A 17,587-nucleotide genomic window follows, 5' to 3' on the forward strand; every position below is an offset into this window, starting at 1 on the left:
GCTGGAGAGAGGGCTTCTGTGGTTTACCTGGGAGAGGGTGTGCGATGTTGGCTTGCTGACACCTCTCGCTGGTCGCTGATTTGCGGCGTCGCCTCGGCGAGCTTATCCTGAACAGTGTTCTAGTGAACACTGTTCAGGAGGGGAAATTCCATGGCAGACACCACTGCGTTCCACCCGCTCACCTCGCAGCCGACTGAGGCAGCACTCGGCCCGACTCATGGCGGCGTGCCGCGCACCACCAGCCGCGCGGCTGGGCCGAGCGGCGAACCTCGACCCGCTGAGCCTGAGTCGGTCACGCCGTGCAATTCCGATTGGGGTGGGCTGGCTCGGCGCATCCTTGCCGGGCAGCCTGCTGAGCGCGACGACGCACTGCGTATTCTGCGGGCGCATGATGATGACATCCTTGATCTGCTCGCCGGCGCATACCGCATTCGCCGCCACTACTTCGGCAACCAGATGAAGCTCAATGTGCTCATCAGCGCGCAGAGCGGCCGCTGCGCCGAAGACTGCGCCTACTGCTCACAGTCGATCTACGCAGCTTCGCCGGTGCCCGAGTATCGCCTCGTCGACGAAGACACCATCGTCGCCGGTGCGCACCACGCGCACGAGCAGCAGGCGGGTACATACTGCATCGTGATGAGCGGCCGTCGGGCGTCGCGCCGTGATGTCGACAAGGTGGGTGACGCCGTGCGCCGCATCAAAGACGAGCTGCCCGAGATGAAGATCTGCGCGTGCCTCGGTCTGATCGATGATGAAAAAGCAGCGTGCCTCGCCGATGCCGGCGTCGACCGGTTCAACCACAACGTCAACACCGGCGCGAAGTTTCACGATCGCATCGTGACCACGCATACGTATCGCGACCGGGTGCGCACCCTCGAGTTGGTGAAGCAGGCTGGCATCTCGCCGTGCTCGGGGCTGATCTGCGGCATGGGTGAGAGCGATGACGACCTAGTGGATGCCGCGCTCGATCTGCGTCGTTTGGGTGCTGAGTCGGTGCCGGTCAACTTCCTCATTCCGCAGGAGGGCACACCGATGGCTGAGCGCCATGAACTGACCGCGCTGCGCTGCTTGAAGATCGTATGCATGTTTCGCTATCTGCTGCCCGACGTCGAGGTGCGGCTGGCCGGTGGGCGCGAACTCAACCTCGACCTGCTGCAACCGATGGCGCTCTACGCGGCCAACTCGATCTTCTTGGGCGACTATCTGACCAGCAAGGGACAGGAGAGCTCGGCCGACTATCGCATGATCGAGCAGCTCGGCTTCCAGATCGAACGCGTCGCCAGGTGACCAGTGGGGGCGCTGGAACGGCGCGATAGACTGGCTGGCGACCACGACATCCACCATTTTTGAGCGAGGAGTGAGGCACCTGATGGCCAGAATCGGACTCACCGTCGAACACCCGGAGCTGCTGAGTGCGGCTGAGCAGCAAGCTGCGATCGAGGGCGCGGGCATCGACCAGCGTGCCAGCATCGCACCGCGCACCAGCGAAGACTGGCACTACCGGCTGCGTGAGGTGCTTGATCAGGCGGCGGCCGGCGACACCTTGGTGATCGCCAGTTTGAGCGTGCTGGGGTTTGGCGCGGTTGCCCTGCTTGACGCTCTGCAAGCGATCGCTGACGCCGAGGTGGGGTTGGTCTGCGCCGAAGACGGCATCGACACGGCCGCAGACGAGACCTTCCTGACTCACGTGAGCCAGCTGAATCGCGCCATCGATGCCGGGCGCCTGGTGCAGGCGCGGGCGCTGATCGCGCAGGCCGCGCACCGCGGAGCCGTGACGCCGCCCAAGGCCCGCCTCGTCGACCGTGCCGCATGGGAGCGAGCGCAGCGCTGACCGCGTACCGAACTGCCCAGCGATCACTGCGCGCCGCGCACTGACGCTCGGGTGTGTCGGGCGTCGGCCGCTTGCTGCCGGGGGCTGTGGTTGGGCCATGCGGGTTTTGCAGTCGATCGCTGGGCAGTTCGGTACAAGGTGCATGAGTAGACTGAAAACATGCCAGCCCGCAACGACCGAGTGCTCGACCCGAGGGCGCAGCGCACTCGACAGGCTCTGCGCACCGCGATCATCAATCTGATCGCCTCGGGGCCGATCGAGGGCATCTCCATCTCTGACGTGGTGCGTGAGGCTGGCGTCAATCGCAGCTCGTTCTACGTGCACTACAGCGACCTCAACGAGCTGCTGGCCGACGCCTTCGAAGAGCTTGCCGTTGACGCCAACCAGATGAACATGATTTCGCCGGGGGCCTCTCACGACGCCGAGACCGGCCTGCCCAAGACTCTGCTGCAGTATCTCAACCACATTGGTGAGTACAAAGAGGCCTATGCCTGGGCGCTCGGTCCCAAGGGGTCTGCAGCGGTCACACACCGCCTGCGCGATCGCTTTCGGGGGATCATCGAGCAGTCGCTGCTGCAGTATGCCGACCGTCGAGTGGCCAAGCCGATCGGCTTCGACGCCGACGCAGCATACCTCGCCGGGGCGCTCATCGGCACCATCTCAGTGTGGCTCACTGAGGCGCCAGAGATTCCCGCGCAGCAGGTGAGCGTTTGGATCTGGCGCCAGCTACAGGCCGACTTCCTGCGCGTGCTTGAGCGCTACGCCCTGACCAATCGGCCGGCACCGCGCATCCCCCGCCGCGGCCGACGCGGGTAGGTTCAGCGCACTACCGTCACCGCATCGCCTAAGGTGTCGGTCACAAACTGATAGCGCTCGTCAGCGCTGCGTCCGCTGAACTCGCGGCGCACCGCGGCATCGGCATCGGCCAGCGGCAGGACGTTCAGGTCATGGCGAGTGGTCAGCGACGTGCCGACACTCACGAAGTCCATGAACGTGGGGGTGAAGCTGGCATCTTGCACCTCGACCGCGTCGTCGCCGGTCTGAACGAAGCTCCACTGGGCAACGCCACCGACTCGATTGTTCGCCGGCACCTGGGTGGAGAGCATGTTGCCGATCGAGTTCCAGACCAACGTGCGCCCGCCATCTGGGCGGTCGAACCACTGCACGGGCTCGAGTACGTGTGGGCCGGTGCCGATCACCACGTCGACCCCGGCGGCAACGAGCTTCTCGGTGAGCTGTCGCTGAGTCTCGTTGATGCCAGTCGAGTCTTCGGTGCCCCAATGCATCGAGACCATCACTGCATCGGCGTTGGCGCGAGCCTCGGCCAACTGGCGATCGATGAGGTCGCCCTCGGTGCGATTGAGCCCATAGGTGGTGTGCAGCTGGTTGCTGTCGACGGTGTACGACAGCTGCGCCACGGTGATGCCGTTGACCTCGGCATAGCTCACGGCGTCTTGCTCGGCCTGGCTACGATTCGCCCCAGAGATGAGCAGTGGGTCGAGCCCATCCCAGGTGTTGCGAGTCAGGTCGATGTCGCTCTGCTCGTAGTCGGCCATGTGGTTGTTCGCCAGGTTGATCGCATTGCAGCCGACGTCGCGACTCAGGCTCTCGGCAAACTGCACCGGCGCACGAAACTGCGGGTAAGTGGTGATTTGGGATGCGCTGGTTGCGCTCGAGAGCACCTCTTGGTTGCAGAACACGATATCGGAGCTCTGATAGACGGGTTTGATCGCCGAGAAGTAGTGCCCGTAGTCGTATCCGGTGTCGGTGCGGGCCTCACTGTTGACCAGCATATGGGGCAGCATGTCGCCCATCGCGCTGACGGTGACCTCGTGCGTCTCGGGTGTGGGTGAGGCAGAGGCCTCGGCTGCTGTCGCCGATCTCTCAGAGGGGTCTGCGCTCTCGGTGGTACCCGTGCATCCGGTGAGAGCAACAGCAGCGGTCAGGGTCAGCACGGCGGTGCCGCGCAGCAGGCCACGGCCTCTGAGTAAAGTCACATATCGCACACAGCTATGTTAGTGGGTCGCGGTTCCCAGTGATGCACGGGTGCCTGTGGGGCTCGACATGAGGTGTTCGATCCATCCGCGTATGGTGGATAGACTGGGCGCGTGACTGACGCCATCCCCACGCCTTATGAAGACCTGCTGCGCGACGTGTTCGAGCACGGCACGCCCAAAGGCGACCGCACTGGCACGGGCACGCGCTCGCTGTTTGGGCGGCAGATCCGCTTCGACCTCTCGAAAGGCTTTCCCCTCATCACAACGAAGCGCGTGCACTTCAAATCGATTGCCTACGAGCTGCTGTGGTTTCTGCGCGGAGATTCCAACGTGTCGTGGCTGCGTGAGCACGGGGTGACCATCTGGGACGAATGGGCCGACGAACAGGGCGACCTCGGGCCGGTCTATGGCGTGCAGTGGCGTTCGTGGCCCACCCCCGACGGCGGGCACATCGACCAGATCGCGCAGGTCATCGACCAGCTGCGCACCGATCCCGATTCGCGGCGCATCATCGTTTCGGCCTGGAACGTCGCCGAGATTCCGCAGATGGCGCTGGCACCGTGTCACGCCTTCTTCCAGTTCTATGTCGCCGACGGCAAATTGTCGACGCAGCTCTACCAGCGGTCAGCCGACATGTTCTTGGGTGTGCCCTTCAACATTGCCAGCTACGCGCTGCTGACGCACATGATCGCTCAGCAGGTCGGCCTCGAGGTCGGTGATTTCGTGTGGACAGGCGGTGACTGCCATATCTATGACAACCACGTGGAACAGGTCGCGCGCCAGCTGGAACGCGAGCCGTACCCGTATCCGACCCTGCGCATCCTGCGAAAGCCCGAGAGTATCTTCGACTACAACTACGACGACTTCGAGGTTGTCGATTACCAGCACCATCCGGGCATCAAGGCGCCCGTGGCGGTCTGAGGCCCACGATGGCACGGCGTGCACTGGTCGGCTTGGTCTGGGCTCAAGACCGGCGCGGGGTGATTGGGGCAGCTGGCGGCATGCCGTGGCATGTGCCCGAAGATCTCGCGCACTTCAAAGCGGTCACTATGGGTGCGCCTGTGGTGATGGGGCGCCGCACGTGGGATTCGCTGAATCCGCGGTTTCGGCCGCTGCCGGGGCGTACCAACATCGTGGTCACTAGGCAAGCAGGATGGCCCAGCCCAGCCCCAGCCTCGGCTGCGGGCGGGGGTGCTGAGCCCGATGCCGCGATGGCCGCCGCGCTCGCTGAGGGTCGGCTGCGTGTGGCGCACGGTCTGCGCGAGGGGCTGCAGATGGCTGTTGAACCGCTGCGCGAGGCGCATCGGCAGGGAGTGCTCGATGCGGCGCGCGGGGGCGTTGCAGGTGGTACTTATGCACGGGTCGACGGTGCGGGTGCTGGGGCTGGGGCCGGCGCTGGCGAAGCCGATGCGTGGGTCATCGGCGGTGCGCAGCTGTTTGCTGAGGCGCTCGACGCCGGAGTGGTCAGCGTGATTGAGCGCACGCTGCTCGACCTTGACGTCACCGAGCGAGGGGTTGTCGCCGACACGTTTGCGCCCGAGCTCGACGAACGCTGGCAGCCCGTGCCCGAGGCTGGCACCGATTGGGAGTTTTCACGCTCCGGCGTGCGCTACCGATTCGAGCGGCTCGTGCGCGCCTGAGTCAAGTCGGTGCCGCGGCGGTGACCGAGTGTGGTTTGTGCAGTACACCCAGTGCTGGCAGATTGGCACGTGCTGCCGCGATGCTTGTGCGTCGTTTGTGCACGCATTCGCAGGCTTTGACTGCGTAAACGACGCCCAAATGCTCTGTGGGGCCGTGCACAGGAATGCGAGCGACAGCCACCGCGGCGGCAACTCTTGAGGGCTCGAGCCGGCTTGAGGCCTACGCGCCGATGGCTGATGCGGCGAGCCAGGCATCCTGCTGGCTGGGAAAAACCACGGTGTACATGCGCCCGTCATAGGTGCGCACGCGAATTGCCGCGGGGCCGCCGAGGGTGAGCTTGATGCCGCCGGCGGCTTTCGGCTTGCCAGTGGTCACCCAGTCGAGGCCCGAAACGGCGAAGTCGTCGGTGCCGAGTACGACCGACTCGACGATGTCGCGCCGTTCGAGCACGGAGCGGTGAAATGGCGCTGAGAAGCGCACCTCATCTGGGGTGACGGTGATGCGGATGACCGCCCAATGCAGCCACCAGATCGCCAGCAGCACGAGCGAGACGATGATGGTCGCACCCATCGCAAAGGCCACCACCGGGTTGTTCATCTCGAGGCTGGTGGTGATCACGGTGGCGGTGAGAAACAGGAGCGGTGCGAGGGTGATCCAGCGCGTCCAGGCAGGGGGTCGCACGGCGAAAACCTGGGTGCTGTCGCCTGAGCTGCTCATAGGGCAAGGGTATCAAGGGGGCAGGGGCGTGCGGTGGTGCGCGATTTCACCTTCGCGTGCAGGATATCGACAGCGAGGCGTGCTTTGCCGTGAAACTGTGCGCACAGGGTTGAGATCGTGCGCACGTGCGCCGGGCTATTCGGGTATCTCAGTGACGAAGTCGATCAACTGCTCGACCCGGCCGGTCAGCGCGGGTTCGAGGTCGCGATAGGTGCGCACCTGCGCCAAAATGCGCTGCCAGGCACGACCGGTGTCGGCCGCGGTCTCGTGCGGCCAGCCGAGCGCCGCGCAGATGCCGAGCTTCCACTCGACGTTGCGCGGAATGGTCGGCCACTTAGCGAGCCCCACGCGTTCGGGCTTGACCGCCTGCCAGATGTCGACGAATGGATGCCCGACGACGAGCACCGCATCACGCGTCAGCGCCTGGGGCAGGGCGTCGACGAGTCGTGACTCTTTCGACCCCTCGACGAGGTGGTCGACGAGCACGCCCATGCGGCGTGTCGGCCCCGGTGCGAAGTCGGCCACCACCTCGGCCAAGTGGTCGACGCCGAGCAACTGCTCGACCACGACGCCCGTGGCCTTGAGATCGTCGCCCCACACCTTTGCCACCAGCTCGGCATCGTGCTTGCCCTCGACGAACAGCCTGCTGGCGCGCGCGACGCGTGCGCGCTGGTTTGGATCGACCCGCATGCCTGAGACGCCGATGTGGTGCTGCGGTGCTGCGGCGCGCGCAGTGGGGCGCTGCAGATCGACGGGTTCGCCCTCGTACATCAGGCCGGGCCCCCAGGTGAAGATTCGCACCGCACCGTGGCGGTCTTCGAGTGAGAGAGTCGCTGCGTCGTAACGCACCAGCGCTCCAACGAACCCGGATGCTGGGTCTTCGTAGACCTCGCCGAGCTGTGCGGCCAGCCGTCTCGCGCCCACCGTGTGCTGCCATGAGCGGTCGGCCAGTGGGTCGGAGTAACGGCCATCGAACATGCCTCCCAGTGTAGGGCGTGCACTCCTGCCCAGTGATCGTTGCACGGTTGGAATTGGTGCGGTGTTGTTCGTGGGATTGGTGCGGCAGATGTGGGGTTTCGGCGGGGTGTTGTGCGCGTTGGTGTGGTGATCGGTGGGCAGGACGGTACGTGTGGCTGCGCGATGGCGGCGTTGGTGTGGTGATCGCTGGGCAGCACGGTACGCAAGAGAACGCGCCCGCCAGGTCAGGCGAGCAGCTTGCGCAGCCGCTGCAGGCTCGCCGTCTCGGCAGTGCCGAGCTCTTGCGCCCACAGCCCGACCTGCAGTTCTTGCAGCATCCATCGGGCGTGGTCGGTCACGGCTGCGCGCTCGTCGAGCAGCGCGTACCACCACGGGGCTGGGGCGAGAGCGCCGGCAGCCTCACACAGCTGGCGTGCGGTCTGCGCTTCGGCGCGCCACGCGTTGTCGCGGCCGGGTGTCTGCTCGAGTTTGCGCAGCCGCATCGCGAGGCCGTCGAGATAGCGGCGCAGATGGGGCAGACGGTCGACGCCGTCTCGGCTGACGAACGCAGGGTTCACCAGCTCGTCGACCTGCGCACGCACCTCGGTCACCGTGCCGAGCACGGCCATCGAAGTCACCTGCTTGAGCGCGTGTTCGACATTGCGGCGAGCGGTGAGCACAGCGGCGACGGCCGAGGTGGTCTCGAACAGCTCGTCGATCATGCCGGCGCTCACCTCGTCTGCGAGTGCAGCGAACGCAGCGGCATCGCGGGGCAGCCCGGCCACGCCGGCAGCACGCACCCGCTCGGCCAAGTGACGATCGATCACCGCAAGCGCGGCATCGTCGACCACCGCCCGCGCCGAAGGATAGGGCGAGTTGGTCAAGGCCAGCTTCTCTGGGCCCGTCAGATGTTTCAGGGCATACTCGGTGGGCAGCGGCACCGTGAGTGCGATCAGGCGTCGCACTCCCGCCCAATGCGAGCGAGCGGCCTCGTCGGTGCTCGTGAACAGCCGCACCGCGACGCTGGCGCCCTCGTCAACGAGACCGGGATACGCGCGCACCACGTTGGCGCCGAAATGCTGCTCGGTCTCGATGGGCAGCACCCCGATGCCCCGTGCGTCGGCGCTCCAGGTGGTGAACCCGCTGCGCTCGGCTTCGGCGGTGTGGCTGGCGACTGCCTGCTGCGCATGGTCGTGGTATTCGTGCTGCAGCGCGGCCAGGTCGGTCGATTCGCTGAGCGGGCGCCCGCGCTCGTCGAGCACGCGGAACGTGGGTCGCAGGTGTGAGGGCACGCGCGTCTCGTCCCAGGCGTCTTCGGGAATCGGTATGCCGCTCAGCGCACGCAACGCGGCTCCGAGCGCCACGGCAAAGCGTCGGCCGTCAGGATGCTCGGGCAGGGCTGCCAGCGCACGTCGCGCCCAGTCGGCGGCTGGCACCACATTGCGGCGATGCGCCTTGGGCAGTGACTTGATCAGCGCGATGGCGAGATCTTCGCGCATGCCGGGCACCAGCCAGTCGAACCCTTCGTCGCGAAGCTGCGCGAGCAGCGCCACCGGCACGTCGATGTTGACCCCGTCGGTGTCAGAGCCCGGATCGAAACGGTAGCCGACGGCCAGGGTCAGGTCGCCCTGCACCCAAGTGCTCGGGTAGTCGCGGGCGTCGACGTGGCCAGCTGCGTCTGCGGTGACATCATCGAGGCTCAGGGTGAGCAAGCCAGGATGCTCCCGGCGCTCGCGACGCCACCACCGGTCGAAGTCGCGCCCGTTGTTGACCTCGGGCGGGATGCGCCGGTCATAGAAGGCATACAGCGTCTCGTCGTCAACGGCGATGTCACGCCGACGGGAGCGGTTCTCGAGCTCTTCGACGTGCGCGAGCAGGCGCTGATTCTCAGCGAAGAACGCGTGACGGGTGTGCCAGTCGCCCTCGACCAGTGCGGCCCGGATGAAGATCTCACGAGCCACCTCGGCATCGACCTTGGCGAAGTTCGCGATGCGCCCGTCGACGATCGGCACGCCGTAGAGCGTGACTCGCTCGGTGGCCACCACCTGTTCGCGTCGGGCCGACCAGCGTGGCTCGCTGAAGTTGTGCTTGGCCAGGTCGCCGGCGATCTGCTCGGCCCAGGCGAGGTCGACCTTGGCGTTGACTCGGGCCCACAGCCGTTCGGTCTCGACTAGCTCTGCGGTCATGATCTCGGCCGGCGGCCGCTTGAACAGCCCCGAGCCGGGAAACACCCAGAACCGGGTGCCGCGTGAACCGAGGTAGCCGCTGGCCCGCGAGGTGCCGCCGCGGCTCGATCGCCCGGCCGGCTCGCGTTTTGTGTCGTCACGCACACCGAGCTGTGAGAGCAGCCCGCTCATCAGGGCTCGATGGATGCCGTCGGCCGCCAGCGTCACATCGTTCGCTTGGTCGCTGGTCGCCTGGTGACCTCTCGCATCGTCGCGATCGTGCAGCATGCGCTCGAGCTGGCGCACCAGATCGGCCCATTCTCGCACCCGCACGTAATTGAGAAACTCGCGTCGGCACATGCGCCGAAACGCACTGCTGGAGAGCTCTCGGCGCTGCTGCTCAAGGTACTGCCACAGCTTCAGCAGCCCCAAGAAGTCGCTGGTGGGGTCGGCGAAGCGCCGGTGCGCCTCGTCGGCGGCCTGCTGCCGATCGCGGGGGCGCTCGCGCGGGTCTTGCACGGTCAGCGCTGCCACGATGACCATGACCTCGCGTGCCACGCCCTCGTCAATTCCGGCAAGAATCATGCGGCCGAGCCTGGGGTCGATCGGCATTTCGGCCAGTCGGCGCCCGATCTTCGTCAGGTGTAGCCCGCCGTCGCGGCTGTGCCCGGGCGACTCGATGGCGCGCAGCTCGGTGAGGGTGTCGATGCCGCTGGCGATAGCACGCGAATCGGGCGGCTGAATGAAGGGGAAGTCGCTGATCGCGCCGACGCGCAGCATGGTCATCTGCAGAATGACGCTGGCCAGGTTGGTGCGCAGAATCTCCGGGTCGGTGTATTCCGGTCGCGACATATAGTCGTCTTCGGCATAGAGGCGAATGCAGATGCCGTCGGCGACACGGCCGCAGCGACCGGCGCGCTGGTTGGCGCTGGCCTGCGAAATCGCTTCGATGGGCAGTCGCTGCACACGTGACCTGGTTGAGTATCGCGAGATGCGGGCAGTGCCGGTGTCGATCACATAGCGAATGCCCGGCACGGTCAGCGAGGTCTCGGCCACGTTGGTGGCCAGCACGATGCGGCGGCGAATGCCCGGGGTGCGACTCGTTTCGAAGACTCGATGCTGATCGGCCGCCGATAGCCGCCCGAACAACGGCAGGGTCTCGACGAAGCGGTGTCGGCCATCCAGCGCCTTGGTCGCCTCGCGAATATCGGCCTCGGTCGGCAGAAACACCAGGATGTCGCCCTCGGGCTCGAGCATGAGCTCGTCGACTGCACGGCCGATGGCTTCAGTGGTGTCCTCGTCTTGCTCGGGCGGGCGATAGCGCACCTCGACGGGAAAAGTGCGGCCCGAGACCTCGATGACCGGGGCATCGTCGAAGTGCGTTGAGAAGCGCTCGACGTCGATGGTGGCCGACGTGATGATGAGCTTCAGATCGGAGCGCTTGGGCAGCAGCCGTTTGAGATAGCCGAGCAGAAAGTCGATGTTGAGGCTGCGTTCGTGTGCCTCGTCGATGATGATCGTGTCGTAGCGCAGCAGACGCCGGTCGCGGCGAATCTCGGCGAGCAGGATGCCGTCGGTCATCACTTTCACCCTCGTGGAGGCGTCGGTGTGATCGGTGAAGCGAACCTGATAGCCGATGGTGGTGCCCAGGTCGGTTTGGGTCTCTTGGGCCAGACGCTCAGCGATGGTGCGAGCGGCGAGTCGACGCGGCTGGGTGTGGCCGATCAGGCGACGACGCTGGCGGGGGCGTCCGTCGCGACCAGTGGTGGTGACCGTGCTGCCGCGACCGAGCTCGAGGCACATCTTGGGAATCTGAGTGGTTTTACCCGAGCCGGTCTCGCCGGCGATGATGACGACTTGGTTCGTGTCGATCGCGGCGATGATCTGGTCGTGCAGAGCGTTGACCGGCAGCTGCACCGGGTAGATGAGAGTGGGTTCGGTCATGTCCACAGCCCCGGGATCCAGGAGTGCAGCACCCAGAAGCCGTAGGGCACGGACTGGCCGACCCACAACGGGTAGAAGAAGGCGCTCACTGCCACGGCGAGCACGGTGAACGCCGCGATGCCGAGTGACGAACGCCGACGGGCGATCACGGCATGCACCGACAGATCGCGGTCGTCAGGCAGCAGCTGCCGGAAGGCGTAGACCAGCGCGAGAATGACGAAGGGCTGCCAGGCCACGGCATAGAAGAAGAACACCGTGCGCCCGAGGTAGAACAGCCAGGGCAGGTAGCCGGCGGCGAAGGCCATCAGCACCGCACCGGCACGCCAGTCGCGGTGGCGAATGAGCACGTAGAGCAGCAACAGCAGTGCGAGGTGCCCGCCCCACCACAGCAGGGGGTTCGCCACTGACGAGACGGTGCCGATGCAGCTGGTGGCCGAAGTGCAGCCGTCGACACCGGGCTCGGTGATCTCGCGCCAGAACAGCGTGGGGCGCAGCATCAACGGCCAGGTCAGCGGGTTTGAGGCCCAGGCGTGCGGCACGGCCAGGCTGGTGTGAAAGTTGTAGGCGAGCCGGTGGTATTCGATCAGCGAGCGCAGCGCATCGGGCAGCCAGGCCTGCCAGCCGGTGGCGGGGTGCTCGGCGCCCCACTGTCGACCCCAGCCGTCGGCAGTGACCAGCCAGCCGGTCCAGGAGAGCAGATAGACGGCGATCACGGTCGGCAGCATGATCAGTGCGTTGATGGCGCTCTGCGCCAGTGAATACAGGGGCCAGCGGTGCAGCCGAGGCTCGGAGCGCGGCAGGTCGCGTTGGGCGATGCGGCGCCGTACCAGCAGGCCGTCGATCACAGTGTAGAGGCCGAAGGTGGCAGCGAAGTAGAGCCCCGACCACTTCACGCTGGTGGCGCAGCCGAGCAGCACGGCGGTGGCCAACAGCCAGGGGCGCCACCAGACGAGCGCTGCACGGGTGGCAACCAGCCGCTGCCGATACCATCGCCGATCGAGCAGCAGCGTGCCGAACGCGGCGGTGACGAATAAGCCGATGAACACGTCGAGCAGGCCCGTGCGACTCATCACGATGGCCAGCCCGTCGATGGCGAGGAAGCCTCCGGCGAGGGTGCCGAGCACGGCACTGCGGCACACATAGGTGGCGATGATCGCCAGCAGCAGCACCGTCAGGGTGCCGGCGATGGCCGTAGATAGCCGCCAGCTCCAGGGCTGAGTGGGATCGGCGCGCATGCCCAGCCAGATCAGCCATTTGCCCAATGGCGGATGCACCACGAACGACCCCGTGCCGTTCAGAAACGAGTTGACATCGCCCGACTCGAAGGCAGGGTTGGGGGTCTCGGGCCACTTGGCCTCGTTGCCGCGTGCGCCGAGGCTCCAGGCGTCTTTGACGTAGTAGGTCTCGTCGAACACCAGCACGTTGGGCCAGCCGAGGTTGGTGAAGCGCAGCAGTGCCGCCAGCAAGGTGACCCCGATGGGGCCGGTGATGCGCAGGTCGTACCACTGGGTGGGCCGCCGCTGCCCGCGAACGCTCGCATGGCGGGCGATGACGGGAGCGGAGGAGGGCATGCGCCCAGTCTACGGAACACCACAGACGTCGGTCATTCGACGCCTCGGGCCGTCATAGCATCGGCCAGTTCGTCGGCGTGTTTGAGCGTCATGACCAGCAGCGGCACGGCATACGCACGGATGCTGCGGCGCGTACCACGTGCAGCCTGCGCTTCATCGATGGTGCGGGCGAATGCTGCGATGACTGGGATCGCGGCGAGTGCGAGCGACATGGTCAGGGCCACCCGGTCGGGGTTGATGCGTATGAGTCGCAGCGGAGCGAGCCCGCGAGAGAGCGCGTCGAGCATGGCAGTGGTAGTGGTGGTCAGCGTGATCAGTGCGGCGAGCACCAGCACAGCACCCACCCGCAGCACGGCGAAGGCGGCGGGCTGCCAGCCGTCGAAGATCAGCAGGGCGACACCGATGGCGAGCAGCAGCCATTTGGCCGCCCACCATTGGCGAGCGAACTCACCCAAGCCGAGTCGGGCCACGAGGTAGAGCACTGCGGCAAGCGCCGCGAGCGTGGCCGGCACCCAGAGCGTGCGCGGGGCGAGAGCAACGGCAAGGGCGGCAAACATGAGAGCCAGCAGTTTGACGCCGGCGGGGGTGCGATGCACCAAACTGTCGCCGGGGCGGTACAGCGTGATCATGCGAACTCGGCGCGGTATTCGGCGATGAGTTCGGCCGGGTCGCCGACTCGGGAGATGGTGCCGTGGGCGAAGCGCACCGCCACGTCGCACCGGGCCGCCAGCTCGAGGTCATGGGTGGCGATCACGACCGGCTGGGTGAGTTCGTCGATGAGCAGGTCGCCCACCAGGCGCGCGTTGGGCAGGTCGAGCATGGTCGTGGGCTCGTCGGCGAGCACCAAGCCGGGTTCGCGGATCAGCACCGCGCCAATGGCCAGCAGTTGTTTCTGGCCGCCCGACAAGGTGTGGGCCGAGCTGTCGGCGTGATCGGCCAGGCCATGTGCGGCCAGCCAGGTGTCGACGCGTTCGGCGATCACCGCGCGGTCGAGGCGCCGCCCGTTCTCGTCGCGCACGCCGCGCAACGAGAAGGCGAGATCTTCGCGGGCGGTGGGCATCACGATCTGCGCGTCGGGGTTGGTGAAGATGAACCCGACATGACGGTGCAGTCGTCGCGCCTCGTACGCCGGATCGATGCCGTGCACGCTGATGGTGCCGGTGGTCGGCGGCACCAGCCCGTCGAGCAGCCGCAGCAGAGTTGATTTACCCGAGCCGTTGGCTCCGATCACGGCGATGCGGTGGGCCTCGAGCGTGACGGTCAGATCATGCACGATGTGTCTGCCGCCGAGCTCGAGGCCCACCGCCTCAAGGCTGATCGCCTGGGTCATTTGGCTGTGGCCGAGCGGGCCGGTGCAGCTGCGCGCTGCAGGCTGCGCGGAAATGCGTTCGGGTATGCGCGGAACAGGGCAACCGTCACGAGTGTGGCGAGCACGACTTTGACCAGATCGCCCGGCACGAAGGCCACGTCAATCGCGAACGCAGCCTGGAAGGTGAGGCCGGCGAAGATCTGCAGCCCGAAGATACCGGCCAGATGGATCACCACCAGGCCGCCGACCAGTGCGCCGAGGGCCACTCGCCACCACGCTAAACGGCCACCGCTGTGGGCAATGAGCCCGGTGAGAACGACGCCGGGGATCCAGCCGTAAATGTAGCCCGCAGTGGGGCCGACGAACACGCCCGGGCCGCCCGAGCCGCCGGCGAACAGCGGCAGGCCGGCCAGGCCGAGCAGCAGCATCACGAGTACTGCGGCGAGACCGCGGGTGGGGCCGAGCACGGTGCCGGCGAGCATGACCGCGAGGGTTTGGAGGGTGATGGGCACGCCGATGCCGGTGACGTTGAACGACGCCTGACCGAACACGGCGATGAGTGCGGCGAACACGGCCACGCGTGCGATGTCGCGGTTGTCGAAGGGCTGGCGGGTGGCCATGGATGACTCCTAGGGGTGTGCGCTCGGCCGCCGGAGGCAGGCCGGATCGGTCGACGTGACCGATGATCTCACATTACCTGAACGCTGTTCACCTGAACATTGTTCAGGATCTCACAGTCTCGGTAGACTGTCTTCGTGGATTCCGACAACCCCCGCGCACGCACCGGCCGACACCGCCGTGCCGACGTGCTCGCCGCGGCGGTCGATCTGCTCGACCGCTTCGGGCTGGCCGATCTGACCATGCGGCGTCTGGCCACCAGTCTGCAGATTCAGCCCTCTGCGCTCTATTGGCACTTCGAGAGCAAACAGGCGCTGCTGGCAGCGGTCTCTGACTGGATCACCCGCGACCGCCCTGAGCGCGCTCAGGTGCTCGCCGGCTTCGGGTTTGCCGCGAACGCCGCACCAGACCAAGCCCGATGGGGTGATCTGCTGCGCGCTGAGGCGGTGTGGTTGCGGCAGGCGCTGCTCGCCCACCGCGATGGGGCCGAGGTGGTCGCCAGCACGCTCGCCCTCGGACTCGGCGACGCGGTGCCCACCCGACATCTGCACGAGGCCGTTGTCGCCGCCGGTTGCGACGACGACACTGCGGCGGCTGCCGCGCAGGCGGTGCTGCATTTCATCTTGGGGTCGGTGCAGCACGAGCAGCAACGCAACCAAGCCGAACAGCTGGGGGTGAGTGTGCCAGCTGCGCCGGCGATCCACCATGCCTTTGCCGGCCAAGCCGAGGTTGCGGCCGGGCAGCTGCCGGGTGATTTCGCGTTGGGTGTCGACTTGTTCGTCGACGGCATTGCGGCCCGAGTCAGCGCAGGTCGAACCGCATGAGCACCGCAGTGCTGCAGCCCACACAGGCGCTGCTGGCGATCGTGCTCGGCCTCACCGCTGCTGCGGTGCTGTTCATCCCCTTCGTGATTATCAGCTACCGCGCCCGTGGCCGCATGGGAGCATGGTGGGTGTTGGGCTGGGCGGCCAGCGCGGTCTATGCCGCCGCACTCATCTGCTACACCCTGCTGCCACTGCCGGCGAGCACCGACTATGTCTGTCGCGGGGTGCAATTGCAGCCGGCGCACGACCTGATCGCCGCCGTGCGACAGGCAAGCGGCCTGCGCGATCTGGCCCGCAGCATGGCCGTGTGGCAGGTGGCGCTCAACGTCGTGTTGTTCTTGCCGCTCGGGTTTCTGCTGCGAGTGCGGCACCGCCTGGGCTGGTTTGCTGCCACTGGCATCGGCCTGACGGTCTCGGCAATCATCGAGACCACGCAGCTGACCGGAGTGTGGGGGCTGTACCCCTGCGCCTACCGCGTGTTCGACGTCGACGATCTGGCGGCCAACACGCTCGGCGCGCTGATCGGTTCGCTGGTCGCACTGGCCTTCGTGGCTCCGGCGTCACGCACCCGCAGCAGCGCTCCACGCCCAGTCACGCGGTGGCGACGCTTCGTCGGCATGGTCTGCGACGGCATGCTCGTGGTGCTCGTGCCAGCGGTCACCTCGTTGGCTGTGCAGATGGCGCTCGCGGTGATTGCGCCCGACGCGCTCGAAGGCCGCGGGCGTGTGGTGTTCGTGTTCGTCGTCTGGGGGCTGCCGCTCATCGTGCAGCTGGGCTGGGTGCTCGTCACCGGCGGAACCTTCGGCGACTGGGCCGTGCTGCTGCGCACTCGGCGCGCTGGGCGGCTGCCGGCCTGGTTGGGGCGGCCAGTGCGCTTTCTCACCGGCTCAGGTGCTCTTGGTGCGCTGTCGCTGCTTGATGCGGCGCAGATGATTTGGGGCGATCTTTCGGCAGGATGGGCTGCTCGCGCCGCGTGGACACTGGTTGTGGCGTCGCTGGTCGGGTTGTGGGCCGTGCCCGGCGCCCGGGGGCTCAGCGGATGGCTGTCGGGCACCACGGTCGTCGATCGACGGCAGGGTGATGCCGACTCTGTGGCAGTGGCCGATGGGGCGCCGACTACGCTGAACACATGATCATTCTCGCGGGCACGCCGATTGGCAACCTCTCTGATGCGTCGCCCCGGCTGATCGAGGCGTTCGAGCAGGCGCAGGTTATTGCCGCCGAAGATACTCGCAACACCCTGCATCTGCTGAGCTCGCTTGGCGTGAGCAACCGGCCGCGCATGGTCAGCATGCACGAGTACAACGAGCGCGAGCGCATCGACGAGCTGCTACAGCTGGCGCGCACTGGCGATGTACTCGTGGTCAGCGACGCTGGCATGCCCACCGTCAGCGACCCGGGCTATCAGCTGGTGGCTGCGGCTCGTGACGCCGATGTCGAGGTGCAGGCGATTCCTGGGCCCTCGGCAGTGCTCACCGCGCTCGCGGTCTCGGGGCTGCCGACCGATCGATTCTCGTTCGAAGGGTTCGTGCCGCGACGGCCGAACGAGCGCACGAGACTGTGGCGGGCGCTCGTCGACGAGACGCGCACGATGGTGTTCTTCGATTCGCCACTTCGGGTGGCTGAGTCGTTGGCGAGCATGGCTGAGGTGTTCGGCGTCGAGCGCCCGGCCAGCCTGAGCCGCGAGCTGACCAAACGCTTCGAGCAGACGAAGCGCGGCGCCCTCGGCGAACTCGCCGAGTGGGCGGCTGAGGGCGTGCGCGGCGAGGTTGTGGTGGTGGTCGGGGGTGCGCCCGCACGTGCGGCGGAGCCAGAAGACCATGTGGATGCGGTGCTTGCGCTGGTCGACCAAGGCGCACGATTGAAGGATGCGTCGGCTCAGGTGGCGCAGCAGTTCGGCGTGAGCCGACGAGCGCTGTACGAGCTGGTGCTGCAGCGGCGCGCAGCTCGGTGAGGCTGTGGATAACTCTGTGGAGAAAATAGTGAGGTGTTTGCAGTTCTCGTAGCGTGAAT

The 17,587-nt window shown here is 66.6% G+C and carries 16 protein-coding genes; 8 read left to right on the forward strand and 8 right to left on the reverse strand.

Features of this window, described 5'->3' with window-relative positions; translation table 11 throughout:
- The first annotated feature begins 150 nt into the window (after positions 1–150).
- From bioB to G557_RS0106010, 3 genes are all read left to right on the forward strand, one after another.
- A complete protein-coding gene (gene bioB / locus G557_RS12070; protein ID WP_084627041.1) occupies positions 151–1,287 on the forward strand; it encodes a biotin synthase BioB in 1,137 nt (378 codons plus the stop codon).
- Between the two features lie 82 nt (positions 1,288–1,369).
- A complete protein-coding gene (locus G557_RS0106005) occupies positions 1,370–1,831 on the forward strand; it encodes a recombinase family protein (protein ID WP_028245326.1) in 462 nt (153 codons plus the stop codon).
- Between the two features lie 159 nt (positions 1,832–1,990).
- Positions 1,991–2,647: a TetR/AcrR family transcriptional regulator gene (locus tag G557_RS0106010; RefSeq protein WP_028245327.1), complete on the forward strand. Its 657-nt coding sequence runs from the start codon at positions 1,991–1,993 to the stop codon at positions 2,645–2,647.
- 2 nt (positions 2,648–2,649) lie between these two features.
- Here G557_RS0106010 and G557_RS12075 read toward each other — a convergent pair whose 3' ends face one another.
- Positions 2,650–3,828: a CapA family protein gene (locus G557_RS12075; protein WP_156877091.1), complete on the reverse strand. Its 1,179-nt coding sequence runs from the start codon at positions 3,826–3,828 to the stop codon at positions 2,650–2,652.
- A 111-nt stretch (positions 3,829–3,939) separates the two neighbouring features.
- Here G557_RS12075 and G557_RS0106020 point away from each other — a divergent pair, with 111 nt between their 5' ends.
- A complete protein-coding gene (locus tag G557_RS0106020) occupies positions 3,940–4,749 on the forward strand; it encodes a thymidylate synthase (RefSeq protein WP_028245328.1) in 810 nt (269 codons plus the stop codon).
- Between the two features lie 8 nt (positions 4,750–4,757).
- Positions 4,758–5,468, forward strand: coding sequence for a dihydrofolate reductase (locus G557_RS14435; RefSeq protein WP_036961510.1), 711 nt, complete (start codon positions 4,758–4,760; stop codon positions 5,466–5,468).
- 220 nt (positions 5,469–5,688) lie between these two features.
- Here the strand turns inward: G557_RS14435 and G557_RS12085 are convergent, their stop codons facing one another.
- The 7 genes from G557_RS12085 to G557_RS0106060 form a co-directional block, all read right to left on the reverse strand.
- A complete protein-coding gene (locus G557_RS12085; protein WP_036961512.1) occupies positions 5,689–6,186 on the reverse strand; it encodes a hypothetical protein in 498 nt (165 codons plus the stop codon).
- Between the two features lie 135 nt (positions 6,187–6,321).
- Entirely contained in the window at positions 6,322–7,164 is an 843-nt protein-coding gene (locus tag G557_RS0106035) for a DUF3097 family protein (RefSeq protein ID WP_028245329.1), read from the reverse strand.
- Positions 7,165–7,388: 224 nt separating this feature from the next.
- Positions 7,389–11,252: an ATP-dependent RNA helicase HrpA gene (gene hrpA / locus G557_RS0106040; protein WP_036961515.1), complete on the reverse strand. Its 3,864-nt coding sequence runs from the start codon at positions 11,250–11,252 to the stop codon at positions 7,389–7,391.
- Positions 11,249–12,823 carry a dolichyl-phosphate-mannose--protein mannosyltransferase gene (locus tag G557_RS12090; protein WP_051224747.1) on the reverse strand — a complete coding sequence of 525 codons (1,575 nt, stop codon included), beginning with the start codon at positions 12,821–12,823 and terminating at the stop codon, positions 11,249–11,251. Before G557_RS12090 ends, hrpA begins: the two co-directional genes overlap by 4 nt.
- A gap of 32 nt (positions 12,824–12,855) precedes the next feature.
- The gene (locus G557_RS0106050; protein ID WP_028245331.1) at positions 12,856–13,452 is read right to left on the reverse strand and encodes a CbiQ family ECF transporter T component; all 597 of its coding nucleotides are present in this window, start codon (positions 13,450–13,452) and stop codon (positions 12,856–12,858) included.
- On the reverse strand, positions 13,449–14,153 hold the full coding sequence (locus G557_RS0106055; protein ID WP_028245332.1) for an energy-coupling factor ABC transporter ATP-binding protein: 705 nt from the start codon (positions 14,151–14,153) through the stop codon (positions 13,449–13,451). The genes G557_RS0106050 and G557_RS0106055 overlap by 4 nt, the downstream gene beginning before the upstream one ends.
- The gene (locus G557_RS0106060; protein ID WP_028245333.1) at positions 14,150–14,752 is read right to left on the reverse strand and encodes a biotin transporter BioY; all 603 of its coding nucleotides are present in this window, start codon (positions 14,750–14,752) and stop codon (positions 14,150–14,152) included. The genes G557_RS0106055 and G557_RS0106060 overlap by 4 nt, the downstream gene beginning before the upstream one ends.
- Positions 14,753–14,887: 135 nt before the next feature.
- On the opposite strand from G557_RS0106060, the gene G557_RS12095 reads away from it, so the two are divergent.
- Genes G557_RS12095 through rsmI form a run of 3 tightly spaced genes read left to right on the forward strand, consistent with a single transcriptional unit; the run spans position 14,888 to position 17,528 of the window.
- Positions 14,888–15,574: a TetR family transcriptional regulator gene (locus G557_RS12095; protein ID WP_051224750.1), complete on the forward strand. Its 687-nt coding sequence runs from the start codon at positions 14,888–14,890 to the stop codon at positions 15,572–15,574.
- Entirely contained in the window at positions 15,571–16,707 is a 1,137-nt protein-coding gene (locus G557_RS12100) for a VanZ family protein (RefSeq protein WP_051224752.1), read from the forward strand. The genes G557_RS12095 and G557_RS12100 overlap by 4 nt, the downstream gene beginning before the upstream one ends.
- Complete coding sequence (gene rsmI / locus G557_RS0106075; RefSeq protein WP_028245334.1) at positions 16,704–17,528, forward strand: 16S rRNA (cytidine(1402)-2'-O)-methyltransferase; 825 nt, start codon at positions 16,704–16,706, stop codon at positions 17,526–17,528. The genes G557_RS12100 and rsmI overlap by 4 nt, the downstream gene beginning before the upstream one ends.
- The last annotated feature ends 59 nt before the right edge of the window (positions 17,529–17,587 follow it).

This window comes from Pseudoclavibacter soli DSM 23366 (assembly GCF_000423505.1).
Taxonomy (GTDB): Bacteria; Actinomycetota; Actinomycetes; order Actinomycetales; family Microbacteriaceae; genus Pseudoclavibacter_A; species Pseudoclavibacter_A soli.